Source organism: Mycobacteroides sp. PCS013 (genome assembly GCF_049532645.1).
Lineage (GTDB): Bacteria > Actinomycetota > Actinomycetes > Mycobacteriales > Mycobacteriaceae > Mycobacterium > Mycobacterium gwanakae.
On record NZ_CP150131.1, the window covers coordinates 4,497,338 to 4,515,068 of the forward strand.

The window sequence follows — 17,731 nt, forward strand, 5'->3', positions numbered from 1 at the left end:
GCGGGCAATCGTATCGACTAGCCGCCGCCGAGCACCCGCCGCTTCTCGGCCTCGAACTCGGCTTCGGTAAGCGCTCCGGAATCTCTCAGGGCAGCAAGGGATTTAAGTTGTTCGATGCGCACACCGTCGTCACTGGGTTCATAGGAGGATGTGGGCTGCGGATTGTTCAGCGGTGATGGTGGCGAGGAACGAGTGGAACGCACTCTCGTCAGCACGTAGGCGATCCAGCCGAGCGCTGCCACTCCGAGTAATCCGGCGAAGCCCCAGGTGAGCGCCCAATAGGGACTGCCGTGCCCGAAGGCCAGACGCGGGCTGACGAACCCGCTCACGTCACCGTCGACCTGCACGTTGTAGGTACCGGCGGCGGGGATCTGCGCGACCCACACCCGTCGGCGGGCATCGCCGTTCACCGTCGTCGAGCTTCCGATGCTCTCGCGCACCTGGGGTTCGGCCACCCCGGGCGGCGGGAAGAGCGACATGCCGAGCTGGGGGATGAGCAGCCCGTTGTCGCCGGACACCCACGAGTGAAAGCTGACAGTCACCTCACCGGCGGGCAATTCCAGCTGGGTATTGCCCGGGATCTTCACCTCGCCGTAGGCGTCGAACTTGTCGAACACGAAAACATTCAGGATGAGGGTGGCGATGACGCCGATGACCCCACCGATGGTCATCGTGGTCAGTGCCAGTACCGAGGTCCGGCGCATGCTCATGTGCCGAAGTCTGTCACGTGCCGCGTCAACCGCCCTAGCATCGGACAGATGGACTTCGCTCCCTCCGCCCGCGCCGCCGAACTGACCTCCGCCGTCCGCGAGTTCATCGACGGGGAGATCATGCCGGTGGAACGTACGGTGCTGGCCCACCACGACGCGATGCTGGGTGCGCGCGCCGGCACGACGGCCGAGCTGTGGGAAGTCCCAGCGGAGCTGGACGGTTTGAAGGTGAAGGCGCGCAACGCCGGGTTGTGGAACCTCTTCCTGCCGGATCCGGAGTTAGGCGGCGGCCTGTCCAATTCCGAGTACGCGCCGCTGGCCGAGCAGATGGGACGGTCGCTGTTCGCCCCCACCGTGTTCAATTGCAACGCACCGGATTCGGGAAATATGGAGGTGCTGCACCGGTACGGCAGCCAGGAGCAGAAGGAGGTCTGGCTCGAACCGCTCCTGGAGGGCGATATCCGGTCCGCGTTTTGTATGACGGAGCCCGACGTGGCTTCCTCTGATGCCACGAACATGGCGGCCACGGCCATCGTCGACGGTGACGAGGTGGTGATCAACGGCCGCAAGTGGTGGAGCACCGGTGTCGGTCATCCCGACTGCAAGGTGATCATCTTCATGGGGTTGACCGACCCGGACGCGCATCGATACGCGCGCCACTCGATGGTGCTCGTCCCGATGGACACTCCGGGCGTCACCGTCGAACGGATGCTGCCGACTATGGGGTTCTACGACGAGCCGGGTGGACACGGCGTGGTGTCGTTCGACAACGTACGGCTGCCTGTCGATGCCTTCATCGCGGGACCGGGCAAGGGATTCGAGATCGCCCAGGGACGGTTGGGGCCTGGCCGCGTGCATCATGCGATGCGCCTGATCGGCCTGGCCGAGGTGGCCCTCGAGCATGCGTGCCGACGGGGACTGGACCGCACCGCGTTCGGAAAACCGTTGGTGAACCTGGGCGGAAACCGGGAGCGCATCGCCGACGCTCGCATTGCCATCAACCAGACCCGGCTGCTGGTGCTGCATGCTGCCTGGCTGCTGGACACCGTGGGCATCATGGGCGCGCTGTCGGCGGTATCCGAAATCAAGGTGGCCGCACCGAACATGGCTCAGCAGGTCATCGATATGGCTATCCAAATCCACGGTGGTGGAGGCCTTTCCAACGATTTCCCGTTGGCGGCCGCGTGGGTCAACGCCCGCGCGCTGCGGCTGGCCGACGGTCCCGACGAGGTGCATCGTGGTGTCGTGGCCCGGATCGAGCTGGCGAAATACGCTACCGACGGACAGTGAGCGCGTAACGCATCCCACGGTGCAGGCTCGCCCCCACCAGAAGCCCCAGCGCGATCGAGAAGATCGCCATGCAGGTATCGAGCAGTGCGGTGAGGTTCGCATGTCCGGTGGCCGCGACCTCGCTGACGTTCACGAAGCTCAACGCGCCGGGCACCAGGCACCAGAAGGCGGCCAGTAGCAACACGATTGCCGAAGGCGCCCCCTTGAAGCGTGCCGCGAACAAGGCGAAGGGAACGACAGCGACCGCTCCGATGAAGCCCGTCATGGCGGGTGCCAGAAAGAGACCGCCGAGGCGCTGTCCCAGCATGGCGACCCCGATCGCCAGCACCAACCAGATCAGTGATCCGCGGGGCGCGGACTTGTACAGGTAAAACCCCACCGCTATGACAGGTACGGCCAGGGCGATCGTCCAGCTGCCCAGCGGCGGTCCCAGCGGCGAGGGCTCTGGCGGTCCAGCGACTTTCACGCCGATCACCACCCCGAATGCCAGCAGCATCAGTTGCGCGATGCCGTACACGATGCGCGTGGACCCGGCCATCAGCTGGGTGCTTGTCAGCTCCAGCGCCCCGATGGTGAGGGTCACCCCGGGCAGCACGGCGATCAGGGCGGGCGCCACCACGCGGGCAAGCCCCTCGCTGGGCACGTTCGCCACGATGAACGTGCTGATGACCGTCACCACGAAGGCGGCGACGGCGGGCATGGTGGCGGCGAGGGTGGGCATGGGGTTGGTGGCCAGCATCAGGACGCCGACGATCAGGCCCAACACCAGATAGGCGGGCAGAGCCGAAGAGGTTGGTGCCAGCGCGAGCCCGAAGCCGAGGGTCAAGATGGTGTGTCCGATGACGGTGACGGCCGTCCCGAAACGGGGTTTCAAACAGCGGATCTCGTAGATACGTGCGATCGCGTCGGCCGGGGCGATCGCCCCGGCGACGGCCATGTCGGCGATGGTGTCGATGTGGCCGGCCTGGTCCAACTGTGCTGTGCTGCGGGTGGATTCCTCCACTTCGAGCTGGCCGGTGACGCCGTCGATCTGAATGATCAGCACCGTCGGCAAGACGACGGCGCGCAGCTCTTTGTCGGTGTACTGCGGTGCGATGTCATGCAACTTGGCCAACACCAGGTTGGTGGGCTGACCGACTTCCAGCATCGCGATACCGAGCATGCGCAGCATCGTCACGACTTCGGCGTCGTCGAAATGTTTGGCGTCAGCCAGGGGTACGGGCTTGTCCTTGAGAGCCTTCCGGACAAGTGTCTGCACCCGTCCACGCCCGGTCAGCGCCGTCATGCGCCGAACTGTAGTCGGGTGTCAGGCCTTGAGGTTCTTCTTCGCCGCGCGCCGCAGCTGGATGATTCGCACGCCGCCGACCAGGGCGGTGAGCGCTGCTCCGGTGATGGCCGCGAACAACACCGTGATGCCCAGCGGCATCTGGATCTCCCAGGAGAGGAAGTGGGTGGTCGTGTCCGTCAGGTTCTGCAGAATGAACACCAGCAGCAGAATCAGGATCAGCAGGCCAAGGATGACGCCGGTCCAGGTCGCCGCCGCGCGGGTCCGCTTGACCGCATCTTCCTTCTTGACGGCCTTCGCGGGGGGCAGAGGCGCCTGCTCGCCAACGGGGACATCGATGGATGTGTCGGCAACCGGAGAGTCCGGAGTCGTACCGGGGTCACTGGTCATATGTCCATCATTTGCTACATAGGCGGTTATTGCAAGCGCCCACGGTCGGCTTTTCGCGGAAACTGCCCCCCGGATACCGCGAAAAGCCGCCGCTTGGCGCAGGTCAGGCGCGGATAGTTCCTTGGCCCGCGATCAACGGCAAATCCAGCGGTGTCAGGAAGCCCGGTTTAGCGCCGATGACCGCTGGTATCGCGTTGATGGCCCGCATCCCGGTGGCGAGGCAGCCGCCGATCGCGCCGTCGCCGGTGCGTTCGTCGCGGAACACCGTCTCCTGGGTGATGTTCGGACTGCCCTTGATCTCGATGCGGTAGGCGTCGTTGTCGACTGACTGTGCGCGCGGCCAATGCGGTGCGGTGTCATTGGTGATCCGATTGACGTGCTCGATGACGAGCTTCGGCTTACCGCCGACCCACCCACGGATCTCGAATCGCACCGCGGCACAGTGGCCCGCCGCGATGATGCCGGTGTTGGGTTCCGCGCCGTAGGCGATCTCGGTTGGCGTCGCCCATTTTTCGTAGACGGTATCGATCTTGTCGAGTTTGACTCCGACGGCGTCGGCGATCATCGGAATGGTGTGGCCCCACGCGAGGATCAGCACCTCGGGTATTTCCAGCACCGCCGGTTGGTCCATGGGCGCGCCCAGTCCCATCGGCATGCTGAAATCGCCGTTGTAGTACTGGTAGTCGAGGAGTTCCTGTACCAGAACAGAATCCACCCGTCCGCCCACGCCGAGCAGGGTCATGGGGAACAGATCGTTGGCGAAGCCGGGGTCGATGCCGGTGGTGAAACAGGAGGTCTGGCCGTCCTCGCAGGCCTGTTTGATATCGGCGAGCATCTCGGGTGGGCACACCTGCGGGTACACCCACGGTGTCATCGCGGTGGAGACGATGTTGTGCCCGCTGCGCAGTGCCCGGGACATGTTGTCGATGTTCTCCAGCGCGTACTGCGCCGTCGGCCCGAAGTACGCGACCGTGCCCTCGGTGCCCAACGCAGCATCGATGTCGGTGGTGGCGGCCAGTCCGGTCGGATGGCTACCGACGAGTGTTCCGACGTCCACACCGTCCTTGGCCGGATCGTGCACCAGTACGGCAGCCAGCTCGAATACCGGATGGTCCAATAGCTCGCGGATCACCAGCTTGCCGACAACTCCTGTGCCCCAAACGATGACGGGATACTTATCACTCATGCGAAAAACTCTCCTGCGTTGACGAACAAGGTCTGCCCGGTCACCATCCGGGCCCGGTCGGATGCGAAGAACACCACCGCATCGGCGACGTCTTCATCGGCGGGCATCTCGCCCAACGGGAATTTGGCCGTCAGTTCGGCCAGTACTTCCTCTTGCGTGATGCCGCGCTGCTGGGCGACGAGGCCGATGTACAGCTGAATCGGCGGGCCATACATCCACGTCGGCACCACCATGTTGAGACGAATCTTGTGTGGCCCCAGCTCCTTCGCGAGCTGATACATGGCGTTCTGCAACGCTCCCTTGGATGTCGCATACGCGGACTGGGGTAGCTGCGGATGGAACGCCGACTGCGATCCGATGAAGACCACCGACCCGCCGTTCTTCTTCAGCTGCGGTACGGCCACCTGAACGAGTTGAAGCGTGCCCACGACATTCGTGCTGAGCATCGCCTGCCACTGGGACAGATCCGCGCCCTCGATGCCGCCGAACACGTCCTCTTTTGCGGCGACATTGACCAGTGCGTCCACCGTGCCGAACCGCTCGACGGCGGTGTCGATAAGGCCCTGGCACGCGGACGCGTCGGTGATGTCGGTGACCGCCCAGGCAGCGGTGCCGCCCGAATCATCGAGTTCGGCGGAGAGTTTTTCGAGGTTTTCCTGGGTTCGCGCGCCGAGCACCACATTTGCGCCGTCCTGGTGCGCCTTGAGCGCGACCTCCCGCCCCAATCCGGTACCTACACCGGATATCACCACCGTTTTTCCGGAAAGAAGTCCTGTCATCGGCTGCCTTTCTCTCTGTGACCCACGCCACCAACCTTCTTAATACGTAACATGGTGTACCGTTATTTGCAATGACTACTGACGAGTTACCCGCGGGCAGGGGGCGCCGCCGCAGTTCCGATATCGACACCAAGGCGCTTGCTGCCGCGCGTGAGCTCCTGGTGGAGCAGGGGTGGGATGCCACCACTATGGTTGCGATCGCCGAGCGGGCCGGCGTGGGAAAGCCCGCGCTGTACCGGCGGTGGCCCTCCCGTGCGCACCTGGTCTTCGAGGCGGTGTTCGGTTGGACCGCACCCACCCGGGAGATAAGCGCTGCGGCAGGAGTGGGCGACTGGGTACGCCAATCCTGCTCGTACACAGCGGAACTCTTCGAGCGACCCGATGTCATTGCGGCCGCCCCCGCCCTTCTCGGCCAGATGCGTACCGACCCCGAGCTGGGGCAGGCGCTGTGGGCAAGCTTCGGCGAGACGGGTGCCGAATTGCTGTCGCAGGTGATGCGTGCACAGCGTCCGGACGTTGGTCAGCAGGAGGCCCACGACCGGGCCAACGCCACCATGTTGATGATCATCGGAGCGAACGTCCTCGCGCGCCAGCTGCTACCCGACGACCAGGCGGAGGCGGTTATCAAATATTTGCCAGAGCTCCTGGCGGGCTCGGCCGAAGGACCCGCGGCGGCGGCGTCGCCGGGTTAGCCACCGGAATCTTCCTGACGCTAAAGCCGGGCATGACGGCGGTTGCCCGGTTACTGTCGGAGGATGCGCAGGGCCGCACGACTCTTCGCTGCCGTCATGGCAGCGGTTGTCTTCAGTGGCTGTGGCAGCGCCAATCCTCTGGGCGGAGGCCCGCTTTCGGGTGACCTCAACACCCTGATCGTCGGCTCGGCCGACTTCCCCGAATCTAAGACCGTGGCCGAGCTGTATGCACAGATATTGCAGACCAATGGTTTTGACATCACCAGGCAGCTGGGCATCGGTAGCCGCGAGACCTACATCCCGGCGGTTAAGGACCATTCGATCGACCTGATCGCCGATTACACCGGAAATCTGCTGCGCTACTTCGATCCTGAGGCCACCGCTACCAGGCCCGATGATGTCGAGCTGGCGCTGCTGCGCAAGCTCGATGGCGATCTGGACATTCTGTCCCCATCACCGGCCTCGGACGCCGACACGCTGTGCGTCACCAGAGCCACCGCCGACCGATGGAATCTGCACTCCATCGCCGATCTCGCCGCGCACTCGGAGGAGGTAACAGTCGGTGCACCTTCGGAGTTCCTGCACCGCAGTGTCGGGTTGGCCGGCCTCAAGGCCAATTACGGCCTGGATGTTCCGGAATCGCGATTCGTGGCGATCAGCGATGGTGGCGGACCGGCGACGGTGCGGGCGCTGTTGGACGGAACGATCACCGCGGCCAACATATTCAGCACCTCGCCGGCCATCGCCGAGCATGATCTGGTGGTGCTTGAGGACCCCAAGTTCACCTTCCCGGCGGGCAATCTGGTGCCGTTGGTCAACGCGCAGAAGAAATCCGAGAAACTGAAGAAGGTGCTAGACGCGCTCTCCGCGCGTTTGACGACGGAGGACCTCACCAGGCTCAATGCGGAAGTCTCCGGTAACAACGGTGTCGACCCCAAGGAAGCTGCGCAGAAGTGGTTGACGGACAAAGGTTTCGACAAACCGATAGGGAACTGATCGCGTGATCACCTTTGAGAACGTCACCAAGAGGTACCCCGATGGGACCACCGCTGTCGATGATCTCACCATGCACGTCGACGAGGGTTCGTTCACGGTGTTCGTGGGGCCGTCGGGCTGCGGCAAGACCACCTCGATGCGGATGATCAACCGGATGACCGACCCGACGTCCGGGGTACTGACTGTCGACGGGGCAGATGTCCGCACCGTAGATCCGGTCAAACTGCGGTTGGGCATCGGGTATGTCATTCAGAACGCGGGCCTGATGCCGCACCAGCGCGTCGTCGACAATGTGGCGACGGTGCCGGTGTTGCGGGGCGAATCCCGTCGTGCCGCACGCAAGGCAGCTCTTGATGTTCTGGAAAGGGTGGGGCTCGATCCCAAATTGGCCAGCCGGTACCCGGCGCAGCTCTCGGGAGGTCAACAACAACGTGTCGGTGTGGCGCGTGCCCTCGCTGCCGATCCGCCGATCCTGTTGATGGATGAGCCGTTCAGCGCCGTCGACCCGAATGTGCGCGATGACCTGCAGGCCGAGATGCAGCGCCTGCAGGCCGAACTCAACAAGACCATCGTCTTCGTGACGCACGATATCGACGAGGCCGTCAAACTCGGGGACAAGGTGGCGGTTTTCGGGCCGGGTGGCGTGCTGCAGCAGTATGACGAGCCCGAACGGGTGTTATCCAATCCGGCAAGCGATTTCGTCGCCGGTTTCATCGGCCGCGACCGGGGCTATCGGGGCCTGCAGTTTCGTGATGCGGGCGATCTGCCCCTGTACGAGATCAGGCAGATCTTCGAATCCGAGGTCCACGACCTCATCATCGCGCCGCGCAGCTGGGTGCTTGTCTGCAATCCCGACGGCACCCCGTTCGGCTGGATGGACGATGCAGGCGCGGAGGTCTACCGGTCCGGAAAATCGTTGTACGACAGTGTGATCGCCGGAGGGTCATTGTTCGGACCGGACGGGACATTGCGGCAGGCTCTGGATGCCGCGCTGTCCTCGCCGTCGGGGTTCGGGGTGGCCACCGATGAGGATGGCCGCGTCCGCGGCGGCGTCCGCGGGGATGACGTTCTCATCGCGCTGGATCGGCAACGCCGTACCGGGCAGCGGTGAGATGCGTTATCTCTTCACTCATCTCGGCGATGCCTGGCAGCTCTCGCTGATCCATATGCGGCTGTCGCTGGTCCCCATTCTCATCGGATTGGCCATCGCGATTCCGTGCGGCGCACTGATTCACCGGCATCGGACGGTGCGGCGGGCTACCACGGTGATCGCCAGCATTGTGTTCACCATTCCCTCACTAGCGTTGTTCGTGGCGTTGCCGCTCATCATTCCCACCCGGATCCTCGACGAAGCCAACGTGATGGTGGCGCTAACGCTGTACACCACGGCGCTGCTCATTCGGGCCGTGCCCGAGGCGCTCGACGCTATCGCTCCCCAGGTGCGCGACGCGGCCACCGCAGTGGGATACCGCCCGCTGGCACGCCTCGTCCGGGTCGAACTCCCGCTATCCATACCGGTGTTGGTGGCAGGCCTGAGAGTTGTTGCCGTCACGAATATCTCGATGGTCTCGGTGGGCTCGGTGATCGGCATCGGTGGCCTGGGCACCTGGTTCACCGAGGGTTACCAGGCCAACAAGAGTAGCCAGATCATCGCTGGAATCGTCGCGATCTTCCTGCTGGCCGTCATCGTGGATTCACTCCTGGTTGTTCTCGGCCGCGCTGCCACGCCGTGGACCAGAGCGGCGAAAGTCGTGGGTGCACGATGAACTTTCTCTCCGATGCGCTCGGCTACATATTCACCGCGTCCAATTGGACGGGCCACAGCGGGCTGGGTGTGCGGATCGGTGAGCACCTGCAGTACACCGCGATCGCGGTGCTGGCCGCGGTCATCATCGCGGTGCCGATCGGTCTGATCATCGGGCACACGGGCCGTGGCACCTTTCTGGTGGTCAGCGCGGTCAATGCGCTGCGCGCGCTGCCGACACTGGGCGTGCTGCTGTTGGGAGTGCTGCTGTGGGGCCTGGGTTTGGTGCCGCCCACCGTCGCGCTGCTCCTGCTCGGGGTGCCGCCGCTGCTGGCGGGAACCTATTCCGGCATCGCGAACGTGGACCGCACGGTGGTGCAGGCCGCGCGGGCCATGGGGATGACGGAACGTCAGGTGCTCTTCGGTGTCGAGTTACCCAACGCCTTACCGCTGATTCTGTCGGGCTTGCGGACGGCGACCTTGCAGATCGTCGCGACGGCGACCGTGGCCGCCTATGCCAGCCTCGGCGGACTAGGCCGGTACCTCATCGACGGCATCAAGGTGCGACAGTTCCACTTGGCATTGGTCGGCGCCCTTTTGGTGACCGCGCTGGCGCTGCTGCTGGATGCGTTCCTTGCCTTGGCGGTGTGGCTGTCAGCTCCGGGCACCGGGCGGCTGCGATGGGCTCCGCGTGATCTCGGCGGTGACTCTGGGGCGGGGGACAGCGGCGTAGAGGGGCGGGTCGAACCACGTCGGCAGGCCGCGACACAACCGTGACGGCCCGCTGAAGGCCACCTCACCGGAGCGCAACACATCCGACCACGCGGAGTCGCCGCGCCACACTCGAGTCAGGCTGCGGAGCTGAGCCGTCACGCCGATGTTCACGTCAAAGCCCGGGTCGGCATCGCAAAGGTCGGCAGCCTCGGGTGTGATGATGAGCCACCAGTGCCGTTTGTCGGCGGTGACGTCGCCGAAGCGGAAATGCAGCACGGTGCGGCCCTCGGGGACCGCGCTGCCGATGACGTGACGGCGCATATCCCAGAGCAGCAACTTGGGGTCCAGATCCTCGTCCCCGATCTCACCGATCCACCGGATCCCCCACTGGCTCAACATCTCGACGATGGGGCGCAGCTCACGGCCGGCGTCCGTGGGTACGTAGCGGTTGTCGTGGCGTTCGGCGATCCCGGCGCGCACCAGCCGGTCCAGCCTCTTGGACAGCAGAGACGGGGACATGCGGGGCACTCCGCGCCGAATATCGTTGAAATACTCACTGCCGAGCAGTAATTCACGCACGATCAGCAGAGTCCAGCGCTCGTCGAGCAGCTCCATCGCCTTGGCGACGGGGCAGAATTGGTAATACGACGCACCCATGGATGAACGGTAGGCCGCCGATGTCACGGTGACCAGCCCCAGTACAGATCTTGTACTAGCCCAGGTGCGGCGATCTGCCTAGCGTCAATATGTATGAACACGGAAACAGCCCAAAGAGTTTCGCTGTGGGCCCTGGGCAACTACGCCGCGGTGGCCTCTGAGGTGATCGCACCGCTGGGGCCGGTCCTCGTCGAGGAGTCCGGCGTCGTCCCCGGCGCCCGAGTATTGGATGTTGCGGCCGGATCCGGGAATGCGGCAATCCCCGCCGCGGGTATCGGCGCGAAGGTGGTGGCCTCCGACCTGACTCCCGAGCTGCTGGAGGTGGGGCGCGCCGTGGCGGCGCGGGCCGGTGCAGAAATCGATTGGCGGGTCGCGGACGCTCAGGCGCTCCCGTTTGGTGACGACGAGTTCGATGTCGTGATGTCCTGCGTCGGGGTGATGTTCGCTCCGCGGCATCAGGACAGCGCCGATGAACTGATCCGCGTCTGCCGGCCGGGCGGAACCATCGGTCTGATCAACTGGACACCGCAGGGATTCATCGGCCAGATGTTCGCGACCATGAAGCCGTTCGCGGCTCCCGCCGCGCCCGGTGCACAACCCCCGCCCTTGTGGGGAGACCCGGCTCATGTGCGAGCACTGCTGGCGGACAGGGTCACCGAAGTCATCGTGGAGCCGCGGACGTTGGTGGTGGACCGATTCGCCACCGCCGAGGAGTTCCGCGACTTCTTCAAGGCTTGTTACGGGCCGACGATCGCCGTCCATGCCGGTATCGCCGGTGATGCGGACAAGACCGCCCAACTCGACGATGCGCTTGTCGAACTGGCGCGACGGCATGATCGCGGCGACGGGCGGCTGTCGATGGACTGGGAGTACCTGCTGTACGTCGCGCACACGAGGAAGTGATTCGGAGGCGCCAAGGGCTCACGAGGGATCAATTTGCGCGGTCGCCTACGGTAGACGGGTGAGTAACCCCAGCCCGATGGACCCGGCGACTGGGCCCGCCGTGCTGACCTGGCGTGCCCACGACGCGTCGCGCATGGAGTCCACCCGCGTTCAACTATCGGGTCGACGCATCCGCGCACACGGCCGTTTTGTGGCCGGTGCATCCGAGGCGCACCCCGCGTTCAGTGCCTCGTACGACCTGGTGACCGACGAGACCGGTTCCACCAATCGGTTGTCCCTGTCGACCACCGTGGCCGAACGGGAGCGGCAGCTGTCGATCGCCCGGGACGAAGAAGGCATGTGGACCGTGCAGAACCACGAGGGCGCGACACGCTCGGCCTTCGACGGCGCATTGGACGTCGATGTGGTGTTCAGCCCCTTCTTCAACGCGCTTCCGATCCGTCGCACCGGCCTCTACCAGCAAGAAGGCAGCACAGTGCTGCCGGTCGTGTACGTGACCCTGCCTGATCTGGTCGTCAGCCCGGCCACCATCAGCTACCGCAACGACGGTAAGGGCATCAAGGTGGTCTCGCCGGTCGCAGACACCACGGTCACCGTCGATGACGAGGGGTTCCTGCTGGAATACCCCGGGCTTGCCGTCCGGATTTAGGGGACGACCCGCAGCACGCCGCCCTGCCGTCCGGCTTCGGCGAGTCGCTCGCGCCAGTCGGTGTCGGTTCGGCTGACGCCGCTGATGTCGAACCGCGTGTGCGCCTCGTAGCGTTGCCGCGCGGCGTAGCCGGCCTCCACCAGCAGCTCGACCGAATTCTCCGCGTTCAGGGTGTTCCACGTCGCCGCCAGCAGCGCCATGGCCTCCTCCAGGGCCGGCAGCACGCCGTGTGGATTCGATTCGCACATGGCGCGCACCAGTGACGGATCGGTGGCAGCGACTCGCGTGCCGTCCCGGAAGGATCCGGCGGCCAGTGAGTAGGCCAGCGGCACCCCGTCGGCGGTGACGGCCAGGGCTTCGGCGAGCAGGTGCGGCAGGTGTGAGACGGCGGCGGCGGCGGCATCGTGCTCATCTGAGCGGGCCGGAACCACCACGGACCCGCAATCCAGGGCCAGCCGAGTCACCTGTGCGAACACCTGCGGATCGACGTCGTCGTCAACGCTGACGACCCATGTCGCGTCGCGGAAAAGCTTGGCGTCCCCGGCGCCCCAGCCCGACTCTGTTGTGCCCGCCATGGGATGGCCACCGACGAATCGTTGTGCCAAACCGTGCTCGGATACCTGTTGCAGTACAGCGGATTTCACGCTGGTGACATCAGTGAGTGGACATTCCGGGGCCAGCTCCGCGATGCGGGTCAGCAGCGCGGACAGGGCCGGGACCGGCACCGCGAGCACGATGAGTGCCTGGGCGTTGCGCGCGCGCCGCAGCGCCAGGTCCAGATCGGTGGTGGCATCGAAACCGGCCGCCCGCGCGGCCTCGGTGCCCTCGGCGGAGCGGTTGTACCCCCAGACGTGGCGCCCTGCGGCGGTGGCCGCGCGGACCAGGGATCCGCCGATGAGTCCGAGGCCAAGTACGCAGATCGGGGGGCGTTGGTGGTCGTGTTCGGCGGCGTTCACCACACCAGGTTGGCATACGTGACCAAGTTGTTTGTGGTCACAACCCAGGTTGGGGCATTACCGTATTGCCCATGGACGCACAACGTGCCAAGGCCGCAGGGCCCAGCGCCGAAAGCCTGGAGGGTTTCGGCGTGGCCGTCGTTCGTGAAGAGGGCCGCTGGCGAGTGACATCGTTGAAGGCTGGGGCGCTTACCGATTTGGCGGCGGCGGAAACCGAGTTACGTGAATTACGCAGCGCTGGTGCGGTGTTCGGCTTGCTGGATGTTGACGAGGAATTCTTCATCATCATCCGCCCGGCGCCTTCGGGAACGCACCTGCTGATTTCGGACGCCACGGCGGCGGTTGACTATGACATCGCCGTCGAGGTGCTCGACAGGCTGAATATTCCTGTCCCGGAGCTCGATTCCGATGAGCTGGACGAGGTTGACCCGTGGGAGGAAGGCGATTTGGGCCTGCTCTCAGATATCGGGCTGCCCGAGCCGGTGCTCAGTGTGATTCTCAGCGAGACCGATCTCTACCCCGATGAGCAGCTCGGCATGATCGCCGCGCGTATGGGCTTTGCCGATGAGTTCGGTGCGGTGCTCGACAAGCTGGATCGGTGACGTTTCCAGACGACGAGGCGCTGATTCGCGCCGCATTGGTAGCCGCCGCGCAAGCCGGTGCCGAGGATGTGCCGATCGGTGCGGTGATTTACGCCGCGGACGGGACCGAATTGGCGCGCGCCGCCAATGCTCGTGAACGCCTGGGTGATCCGACGGCACATGCCGAGGTTCTCGCCTTGCGGGAGGCTGCGGCGAAACATGGCGACGGCTGGCGGCTGGAGGGCGCGACGCTGGCGGTGACCGTCGAACCGTGCACCATGTGCGCGGGGGCGTTGGTGCTGGCGCGTGTCGGCCGGGTGGTGTTCGGGGCGTGGGAGCCCAAGACCGGGGCCGTGGGATCGCTGTGGGATGTGGTGCGTGACCGGCGCCAGGCTCACCGGCCCGAGGTGCGTGGCGGCGTGCTTGCCGAGGAATGCGCGGCCCTGCTCGAGAACTTTTTCGCGGCTAAAAGATAAGTGGCCCGCCCGGCGCGGTGAGTGGTCGGGGTCGCGCGCCGGACGGGCCGATTCGGGAGGCTTACCGGTGCCAGTCGTTGCCGGGGCCGCGGTCCGGTCCGTGATCAGGGCCACGGTCAGGTCCGCGGTTGTCACCGGGGCCGGGGCCGTTGTTGCGCCAGCGGCCGTCGTCACCGCGCCAGTCGCCGGGACGGTCGCGGTCGAGGATGCCGTCGGCGTGGCATTCTCCCCAGTTCATGTTGAAGCCCCAGATCGGGTTCCAGAACTCGCCGGGGCACCAGTGGTACGTGGGCGCCGGAAGCTCTGGAGCCGGAGCGGCATTGGCGGTGGCGGCGAGGCCGAGCCCGCCGGCGGCTATGGCAGCGGAAGCGGCGATTCCAACGAGAATTTTCATAAGGAAAGCAAAGCATTCAAGGCTGGCAATATCTGGCCTTTATGCGTACAGTGCGCTGTAAAAATGCTGTCAATCAACATATTTGGTTACCAGACAATAGTGTGCGTTCCTGGCCCAGTCATTTCATGGCAAACAACCCCGACCGCCAGAATTGATCCGGCGGGCGGGGTTGTTCATCGACGAAGAGGGGTTACGGTCTCCAGTCGCGGTCGTGGCCACGTCCCCAGTCGCCGCGGTCGTGGTCATGCCAATCGCCGCGGTCTCCGTGCCAGTCACGGTCGTGCCAGTCGCCGTCGCGGTCGCGGTGCCAGTCGTCGTGGCATTCGCCGAATTCCCAGTTGAATCCCCAGATGGGATTCCAGAACTCGCCCGGGCACCAGTGGTAGTTGGGGGCGGGCAGTGCCGGTGCTGCATTGGCTGTCGCCGCCAACCCCAGCGCGCTCGCGGCGATGGCGGCGGATGCCGCGATTCCTACAAGAATCTTCATTGGTCAGGGCCTTCCACACTTGATGGTGTTGATCTCAGTTGTGCCGATCCCCGATCTGGTGTCGACCGCCCGACGGCGTCCGCCCGCCCCGACGAGGCGGATGCCGTGAGATGCCAACGAGGAACCTGCACATGCTTGATGGAAAACCACTTTCCTTGGAGCCGCGCCGCCGAATTCGTACAGCACGCTGGGAGTTTCCTGCCAGCCATGCGACTTCACGCATATGGACAGCACATTGCTAACACTGTCGGGTGATGGCGCGATAAAGCACGCTCACCCGTGGCGACGGTCCTTCTGTCGTTGGTAGTCGAGTCAACCGATTGGGGGATCGGGCCCGGGGGCCTGTAGTCTCTTCGGCGGTGGCGTGTCCGAGCGGCCTAAGGAGCACGCCTCGAAAGCGTGTGACGGGTAACCCCCGTCCGAGGGTTCAAATCCCTCCGCCACCGCCATATTCTTCGCCGGGTATCCGGTAGCGTTTCGCAAGCCACTCTTCGAGCAGGTGCGCGGATCGCGCCGTGCTGTCGGTCACGATGCGCATCAGCACCTTCTCGGAGTGATCGTTGATATCGACCCCCTTGAGGTAGGTCGTGAGGGTGGTCCCGTGCTCGGCGGCGGTGAGACGGTGACTGATGGTCCAGCGGGCCGGATCGCCTTCCCGCACCGTACCGACGAAGTCCACCGACAGCAGTTCGCCGGGATCCGCGGCGACGACCGTGCAGTCCCCGGTGCCGAGCAGGCGGGTGCCCAGGATGGCCGGGTGGGTGATTCGATACCGGCAACCGACTTCGGGCCGGAACCCGGTGGTCTGGAGGGACCACAGATCGGGATTGACCATCACACTCCAGACCTGAAGCGGTGCATAGGCGAAAGACCGCTCGAACAAGATCATTTCGGCGTCCTCACCCGCGCAGCTTAGACGGCGATTGCGGGCAACCGTGTTCAGTCGCGGCGCAACGTGAAGAAGTACGGCTGGTCCATGTCCCGCAGGTCCATGATGCCCAGCAGCGTGTCGTCATCCACCTTGCGGAAATGGTCGATGATCGCCTTGTGGTCGTAGACCATGGCCGCGCTGACGGCGCCGCGGAACTCGATATTGCGCAGCCGGGCGCGGTGCTTGTTGGTCCGGATCAGCGGCTTGAGCGCCGACAACGCGGTCGGCGATGTCCGCTTCACCATGGGGGACTCGGTCAGCCCGCTGATCCGGCCCGCGAGCCCCATCGGCGCCAGCATCGGATCGACCGCGAAGATATCGCCGCCACCATCGCTGAACAGCAGCGGATGCACATGATCCACATCATCGAACTGCTTGCCGTACCACCCTGACACCGTCAGGATGCCGTCCATCGAATGCCCGGTGGGCACCTCGCCGCCGTGCCAGCGCTGGCCGACCAGCTCATCTGATCGCACGGGCTCCAGGTTGTCGAAGAAGACCAGGGCTTCCTGGGTAGTGGTGCCCTGTTCCAGCGCATGCAGATCCGACGTCGATGTCATGACCCGAGCCTACGACTGCGATAAGCCGCGTGGGCGAAGAGCCGAAAGCCGGGAGGCCGACACGCCCAGGGCAAAATAGCCTTCGATGACTGACCAGTACTTCTCCATCGACGCCACCCTGCCGGGAACCGCGGGCCGGGCCGGGGTGATCCACACCCCGCACGGGGACATCCAAACTCCGGCCTTCATCGCCGTCGGAACCAAGGCCACCGTCAAGGCCGTCCTGCCCGAGACCATGGCCGCTCTCGGTGCTCAGGCCGTGCTCGCCAACGCCTACCACCTGTACCTACAGCCCGGCCCCGACATCGTGGACGAGGCCGGAGGGCTCGGTGCATTCATGAACTGGCCAGGCCCTACGTTCACCGACAGCGGCGGGTTTCAGGTGCTCTCCCTCGGCTCGGGGGCACGCAAGGTGATGGCGATGGAGGTCGACCGGGCCCGCGCCGACAATCACGTCGTTGCCGGTAAGGACAAGCTTGCCCACGTCGACGATGAGGGTGTCACCTTCACGTCACACCTGGATGGGTCGACGCACCGGTTCACTCCGGAGGTGTCCATGCAGATCCAGCATCAGCTGGGTGCCGACATCATGTTCGCCTTCGACGAGCTCACCACGTTGATCAACACCCGTGACTATCAAGAGAATTCGGTACAGCGCACCCACGAGTGGGCGCAGCGGTGCCTCGACGAGCACGAGAAGCTGACGCGCGAGCGCGCCGACAAGCCCTATCAGGCGTTGTTCGGCGTGGTGCAGGGCGCACAGTACGAGGATTTGCGGCGTCAGGCCGGACGCGGATTGGAATCGCTTGTCAGCGAGGAAGGTCGGGGCTTCGATGGCTACGGGATCGGTGGCGCGCTGGAAAAGCAGAACCTCGGCACCATCGTCGGATGGGTGACATCTGAACTGCCCGAACATAAACCGCGCCACCTCCTCGGGATCAGCGAGCCTGATGACCTGTTCGCGGCCGTGGCCGCCGGTGCGGACACCTTCGACTGTGTGTCCCCGTCCCGGGTAGCGCGCAATGCCGCCGTCTACACCCGCGACGGCCGGGTGAACATCACCGGATCCAAGTACCGCCGGGACTTCACCCCGATCGACGCCGAGTGCGACTGCTACACCTGCGCGCATTACACCCGGGCCTACATGCACCACCTGTTCAAGGCCAAGGAGATCCTGGCATCCACCTTGGCCACCATCCACAACGAACGATTCACCATCGGGCTGGTAGACCGCATTCGCGACAGCATCGTGGACGGCCGCTTCGAGGAGCTGCGCGAAGAGACCCTGGGGCGCTACTACCGCTGAATCACGACGGCCGGAGCGCCTGCGGTTCGGGCGCATCTCCAGATC

General features: G+C 64.9%; 21 protein-coding genes, 1 tRNA gene and 1 pseudogene. 12 read left to right on the plus strand and 11 right to left on the minus strand.

What is annotated here, in order from left to right; genetic code table 11:
- Positions 1-17 precede the first annotated feature (17 nt).
- The gene (locus RHO23_RS22335) at positions 18-710 is read right to left on the minus strand and encodes an SHOCT domain-containing protein (protein ID WP_070916923.1); all 693 of its coding nucleotides are present in this window, start codon (positions 708-710) and stop codon (positions 18-20) included.
- Positions 711-758: 48 nt separating this feature from the next.
- Between RHO23_RS22335 and RHO23_RS22340 the strand changes: the two genes are divergently transcribed.
- Positions 759-2,000: an acyl-CoA dehydrogenase family protein gene (locus RHO23_RS22340; RefSeq protein ID WP_264918362.1), complete on the plus strand. Its 1,242-nt coding sequence runs from the start codon at positions 759-761 to the stop codon at positions 1,998-2,000.
- Here RHO23_RS22340 and RHO23_RS22345 read toward each other — a convergent pair.
- From RHO23_RS22345 to RHO23_RS22360, 4 genes are all read right to left on the minus strand, one after another.
- A complete protein-coding gene (locus tag RHO23_RS22345) occupies positions 1,984-3,285 on the minus strand; it encodes a threonine/serine ThrE exporter family protein (RefSeq protein WP_264918364.1) in 1,302 nt (433 codons plus the stop codon). The two genes, RHO23_RS22340 and RHO23_RS22345, sit on opposite strands and share 17 nt — an antisense overlap.
- Before the next feature lie 21 nt (positions 3,286-3,306).
- Positions 3,307-3,675, minus strand: coding sequence for a LapA family protein (locus RHO23_RS22350; protein WP_046252196.1), 369 nt, complete (start codon positions 3,673-3,675; stop codon positions 3,307-3,309).
- Positions 3,676-3,778: 103 nt separating this feature from the next.
- Complete coding sequence (locus RHO23_RS22355; protein WP_264918368.1) at positions 3,779-4,861, minus strand: dihydrodipicolinate reductase; 1,083 nt, start codon at positions 4,859-4,861, stop codon at positions 3,779-3,781.
- On the minus strand, positions 4,858-5,640 hold the full coding sequence (locus tag RHO23_RS22360) for an SDR family oxidoreductase (protein WP_057963514.1): 783 nt from the start codon (positions 5,638-5,640) through the stop codon (positions 4,858-4,860). Before RHO23_RS22360 ends, RHO23_RS22355 begins: the two co-directional genes overlap by 4 nt.
- A gap of 71 nt (positions 5,641-5,711) precedes the next feature.
- On the opposite strand from RHO23_RS22360, the gene RHO23_RS22365 reads away from it, so the two are divergent.
- The 5 genes from RHO23_RS22365 (at position 5,712) to RHO23_RS22385 (ending at position 9,849) form a co-directional block, all read left to right on the plus strand.
- The gene (locus tag RHO23_RS22365) at positions 5,712-6,332 is read left to right on the plus strand and encodes a TetR/AcrR family transcriptional regulator (protein ID WP_057963515.1); all 621 of its coding nucleotides are present in this window, start codon (positions 5,712-5,714) and stop codon (positions 6,330-6,332) included.
- 63 nt (positions 6,333-6,395) lie between these two features.
- Complete coding sequence (locus tag RHO23_RS22370) at positions 6,396-7,328, plus strand: ABC transporter substrate-binding protein (protein WP_057967402.1); 933 nt, start codon at positions 6,396-6,398, stop codon at positions 7,326-7,328.
- 4 nt (positions 7,329-7,332) lie between these two features.
- Positions 7,333-8,439 (plus strand): ABC transporter ATP-binding protein, encoded by a 1,107-nt coding sequence (locus tag RHO23_RS22375; protein ID WP_264918373.1) that lies wholly within the window; start codon positions 7,333-7,335, stop codon positions 8,437-8,439.
- Between the two features lies 1 nt (position 8,440).
- The gene (locus RHO23_RS22380; RefSeq protein WP_064410109.1) at positions 8,441-9,094 is read left to right on the plus strand and encodes an ABC transporter permease; all 654 of its coding nucleotides are present in this window, start codon (positions 8,441-8,443) and stop codon (positions 9,092-9,094) included.
- A complete protein-coding gene (locus tag RHO23_RS22385) occupies positions 9,091-9,849 on the plus strand; it encodes an ABC transporter permease (RefSeq protein WP_044104900.1) in 759 nt (252 codons plus the stop codon). The genes RHO23_RS22380 and RHO23_RS22385 overlap by 4 nt, the downstream gene beginning before the upstream one ends.
- Here the strand turns inward: RHO23_RS22385 and RHO23_RS22390 are convergent.
- Positions 9,784-10,443 (minus strand): annotated as a pseudogene (locus RHO23_RS22390) (winged helix-turn-helix transcriptional regulator); the annotation flags it as partial. The gene RHO23_RS22385 and the pseudogene RHO23_RS22390 overlap by 66 nt on opposite strands.
- Positions 10,444-10,536: 93 nt before the next feature.
- Here RHO23_RS22390 and RHO23_RS22395 point away from each other — a divergent pair.
- Positions 10,537-11,346, plus strand: coding sequence for a class I SAM-dependent methyltransferase (locus RHO23_RS22395; protein WP_423488370.1), 810 nt, complete (start codon positions 10,537-10,539; stop codon positions 11,344-11,346).
- A gap of 100 nt (positions 11,347-11,446) precedes the next feature.
- The gene (locus RHO23_RS22400; protein ID WP_030096051.1) at positions 11,447-11,995 is read left to right on the plus strand and encodes a putative glycolipid-binding domain-containing protein; all 549 of its coding nucleotides are present in this window, start codon (positions 11,447-11,449) and stop codon (positions 11,993-11,995) included.
- On the opposite strand, the gene RHO23_RS22405 is transcribed toward RHO23_RS22400, so the two are convergent.
- Positions 11,992-12,951 (minus strand): prephenate dehydrogenase, encoded by a 960-nt coding sequence (locus RHO23_RS22405; protein ID WP_423488371.1) that lies wholly within the window; start codon positions 12,949-12,951, stop codon positions 11,992-11,994. The two genes, RHO23_RS22400 and RHO23_RS22405, sit on opposite strands and share 4 nt — an antisense overlap.
- A 71-nt stretch (positions 12,952-13,022) precedes the next feature.
- Here RHO23_RS22405 and RHO23_RS22410 point away from each other — a divergent pair, with 71 nt between their 5' ends.
- Both RHO23_RS22410 and RHO23_RS22415 read left to right on the plus strand, forming a co-directional pair.
- Complete coding sequence (locus RHO23_RS22410; protein WP_046252206.1) at positions 13,023-13,553, plus strand: tRNA adenosine deaminase-associated protein; 531 nt, start codon at positions 13,023-13,025, stop codon at positions 13,551-13,553.
- Positions 13,550-14,008 carry a nucleoside deaminase gene (locus RHO23_RS22415; protein WP_030096048.1) on the plus strand — a complete coding sequence of 153 codons (459 nt, stop codon included), beginning with the start codon at positions 13,550-13,552 and terminating at the stop codon, positions 14,006-14,008. The genes RHO23_RS22410 and RHO23_RS22415 overlap by 4 nt, the downstream gene beginning before the upstream one ends.
- Positions 14,009-14,069: 61 nt before the next feature.
- Here RHO23_RS22415 and RHO23_RS22420 read toward each other — a convergent pair whose 3' ends face one another.
- Both RHO23_RS22420 and RHO23_RS22425 read right to left on the minus strand, forming a co-directional pair.
- Entirely contained in the window at positions 14,070-14,402 is a 333-nt protein-coding gene (locus tag RHO23_RS22420) for a hypothetical protein (RefSeq protein ID WP_064407584.1), read from the minus strand.
- A gap of 190 nt (positions 14,403-14,592) precedes the next feature.
- Entirely contained in the window at positions 14,593-14,889 is a 297-nt protein-coding gene (locus RHO23_RS22425) for a hypothetical protein (protein WP_030096046.1), read from the minus strand.
- 358 nt (positions 14,890-15,247) lie between these two features.
- Between RHO23_RS22425 and RHO23_RS22430 the strand changes: the two genes are divergently transcribed.
- A tRNA-Ser gene (locus RHO23_RS22430) sits at positions 15,248-15,338 on the plus strand.
- Here the strand turns inward: RHO23_RS22430 and RHO23_RS22435 are convergent.
- Entirely contained in the window at positions 15,317-15,778 is a 462-nt protein-coding gene (locus tag RHO23_RS22435; RefSeq protein ID WP_423488372.1) for a hypothetical protein, read from the minus strand. The two genes, RHO23_RS22430 and RHO23_RS22435, sit on opposite strands and share 22 nt — an antisense overlap.
- Positions 15,779-15,828: 50 nt before the next feature.
- Entirely contained in the window at positions 15,829-16,380 is a 552-nt protein-coding gene (locus RHO23_RS22440; RefSeq protein WP_423488373.1) for a DUF4334 domain-containing protein, read from the minus strand.
- An 85-nt stretch (positions 16,381-16,465) separates the two neighbouring features.
- On the opposite strand from RHO23_RS22440, the gene tgt reads away from it, so the two are divergent.
- Complete coding sequence (gene tgt, locus RHO23_RS22445; RefSeq protein WP_423488374.1) at positions 16,466-17,686, plus strand: tRNA guanosine(34) transglycosylase Tgt; 1,221 nt, start codon at positions 16,466-16,468, stop codon at positions 17,684-17,686.
- Positions 17,687-17,731 lie beyond the last annotated feature (45 nt).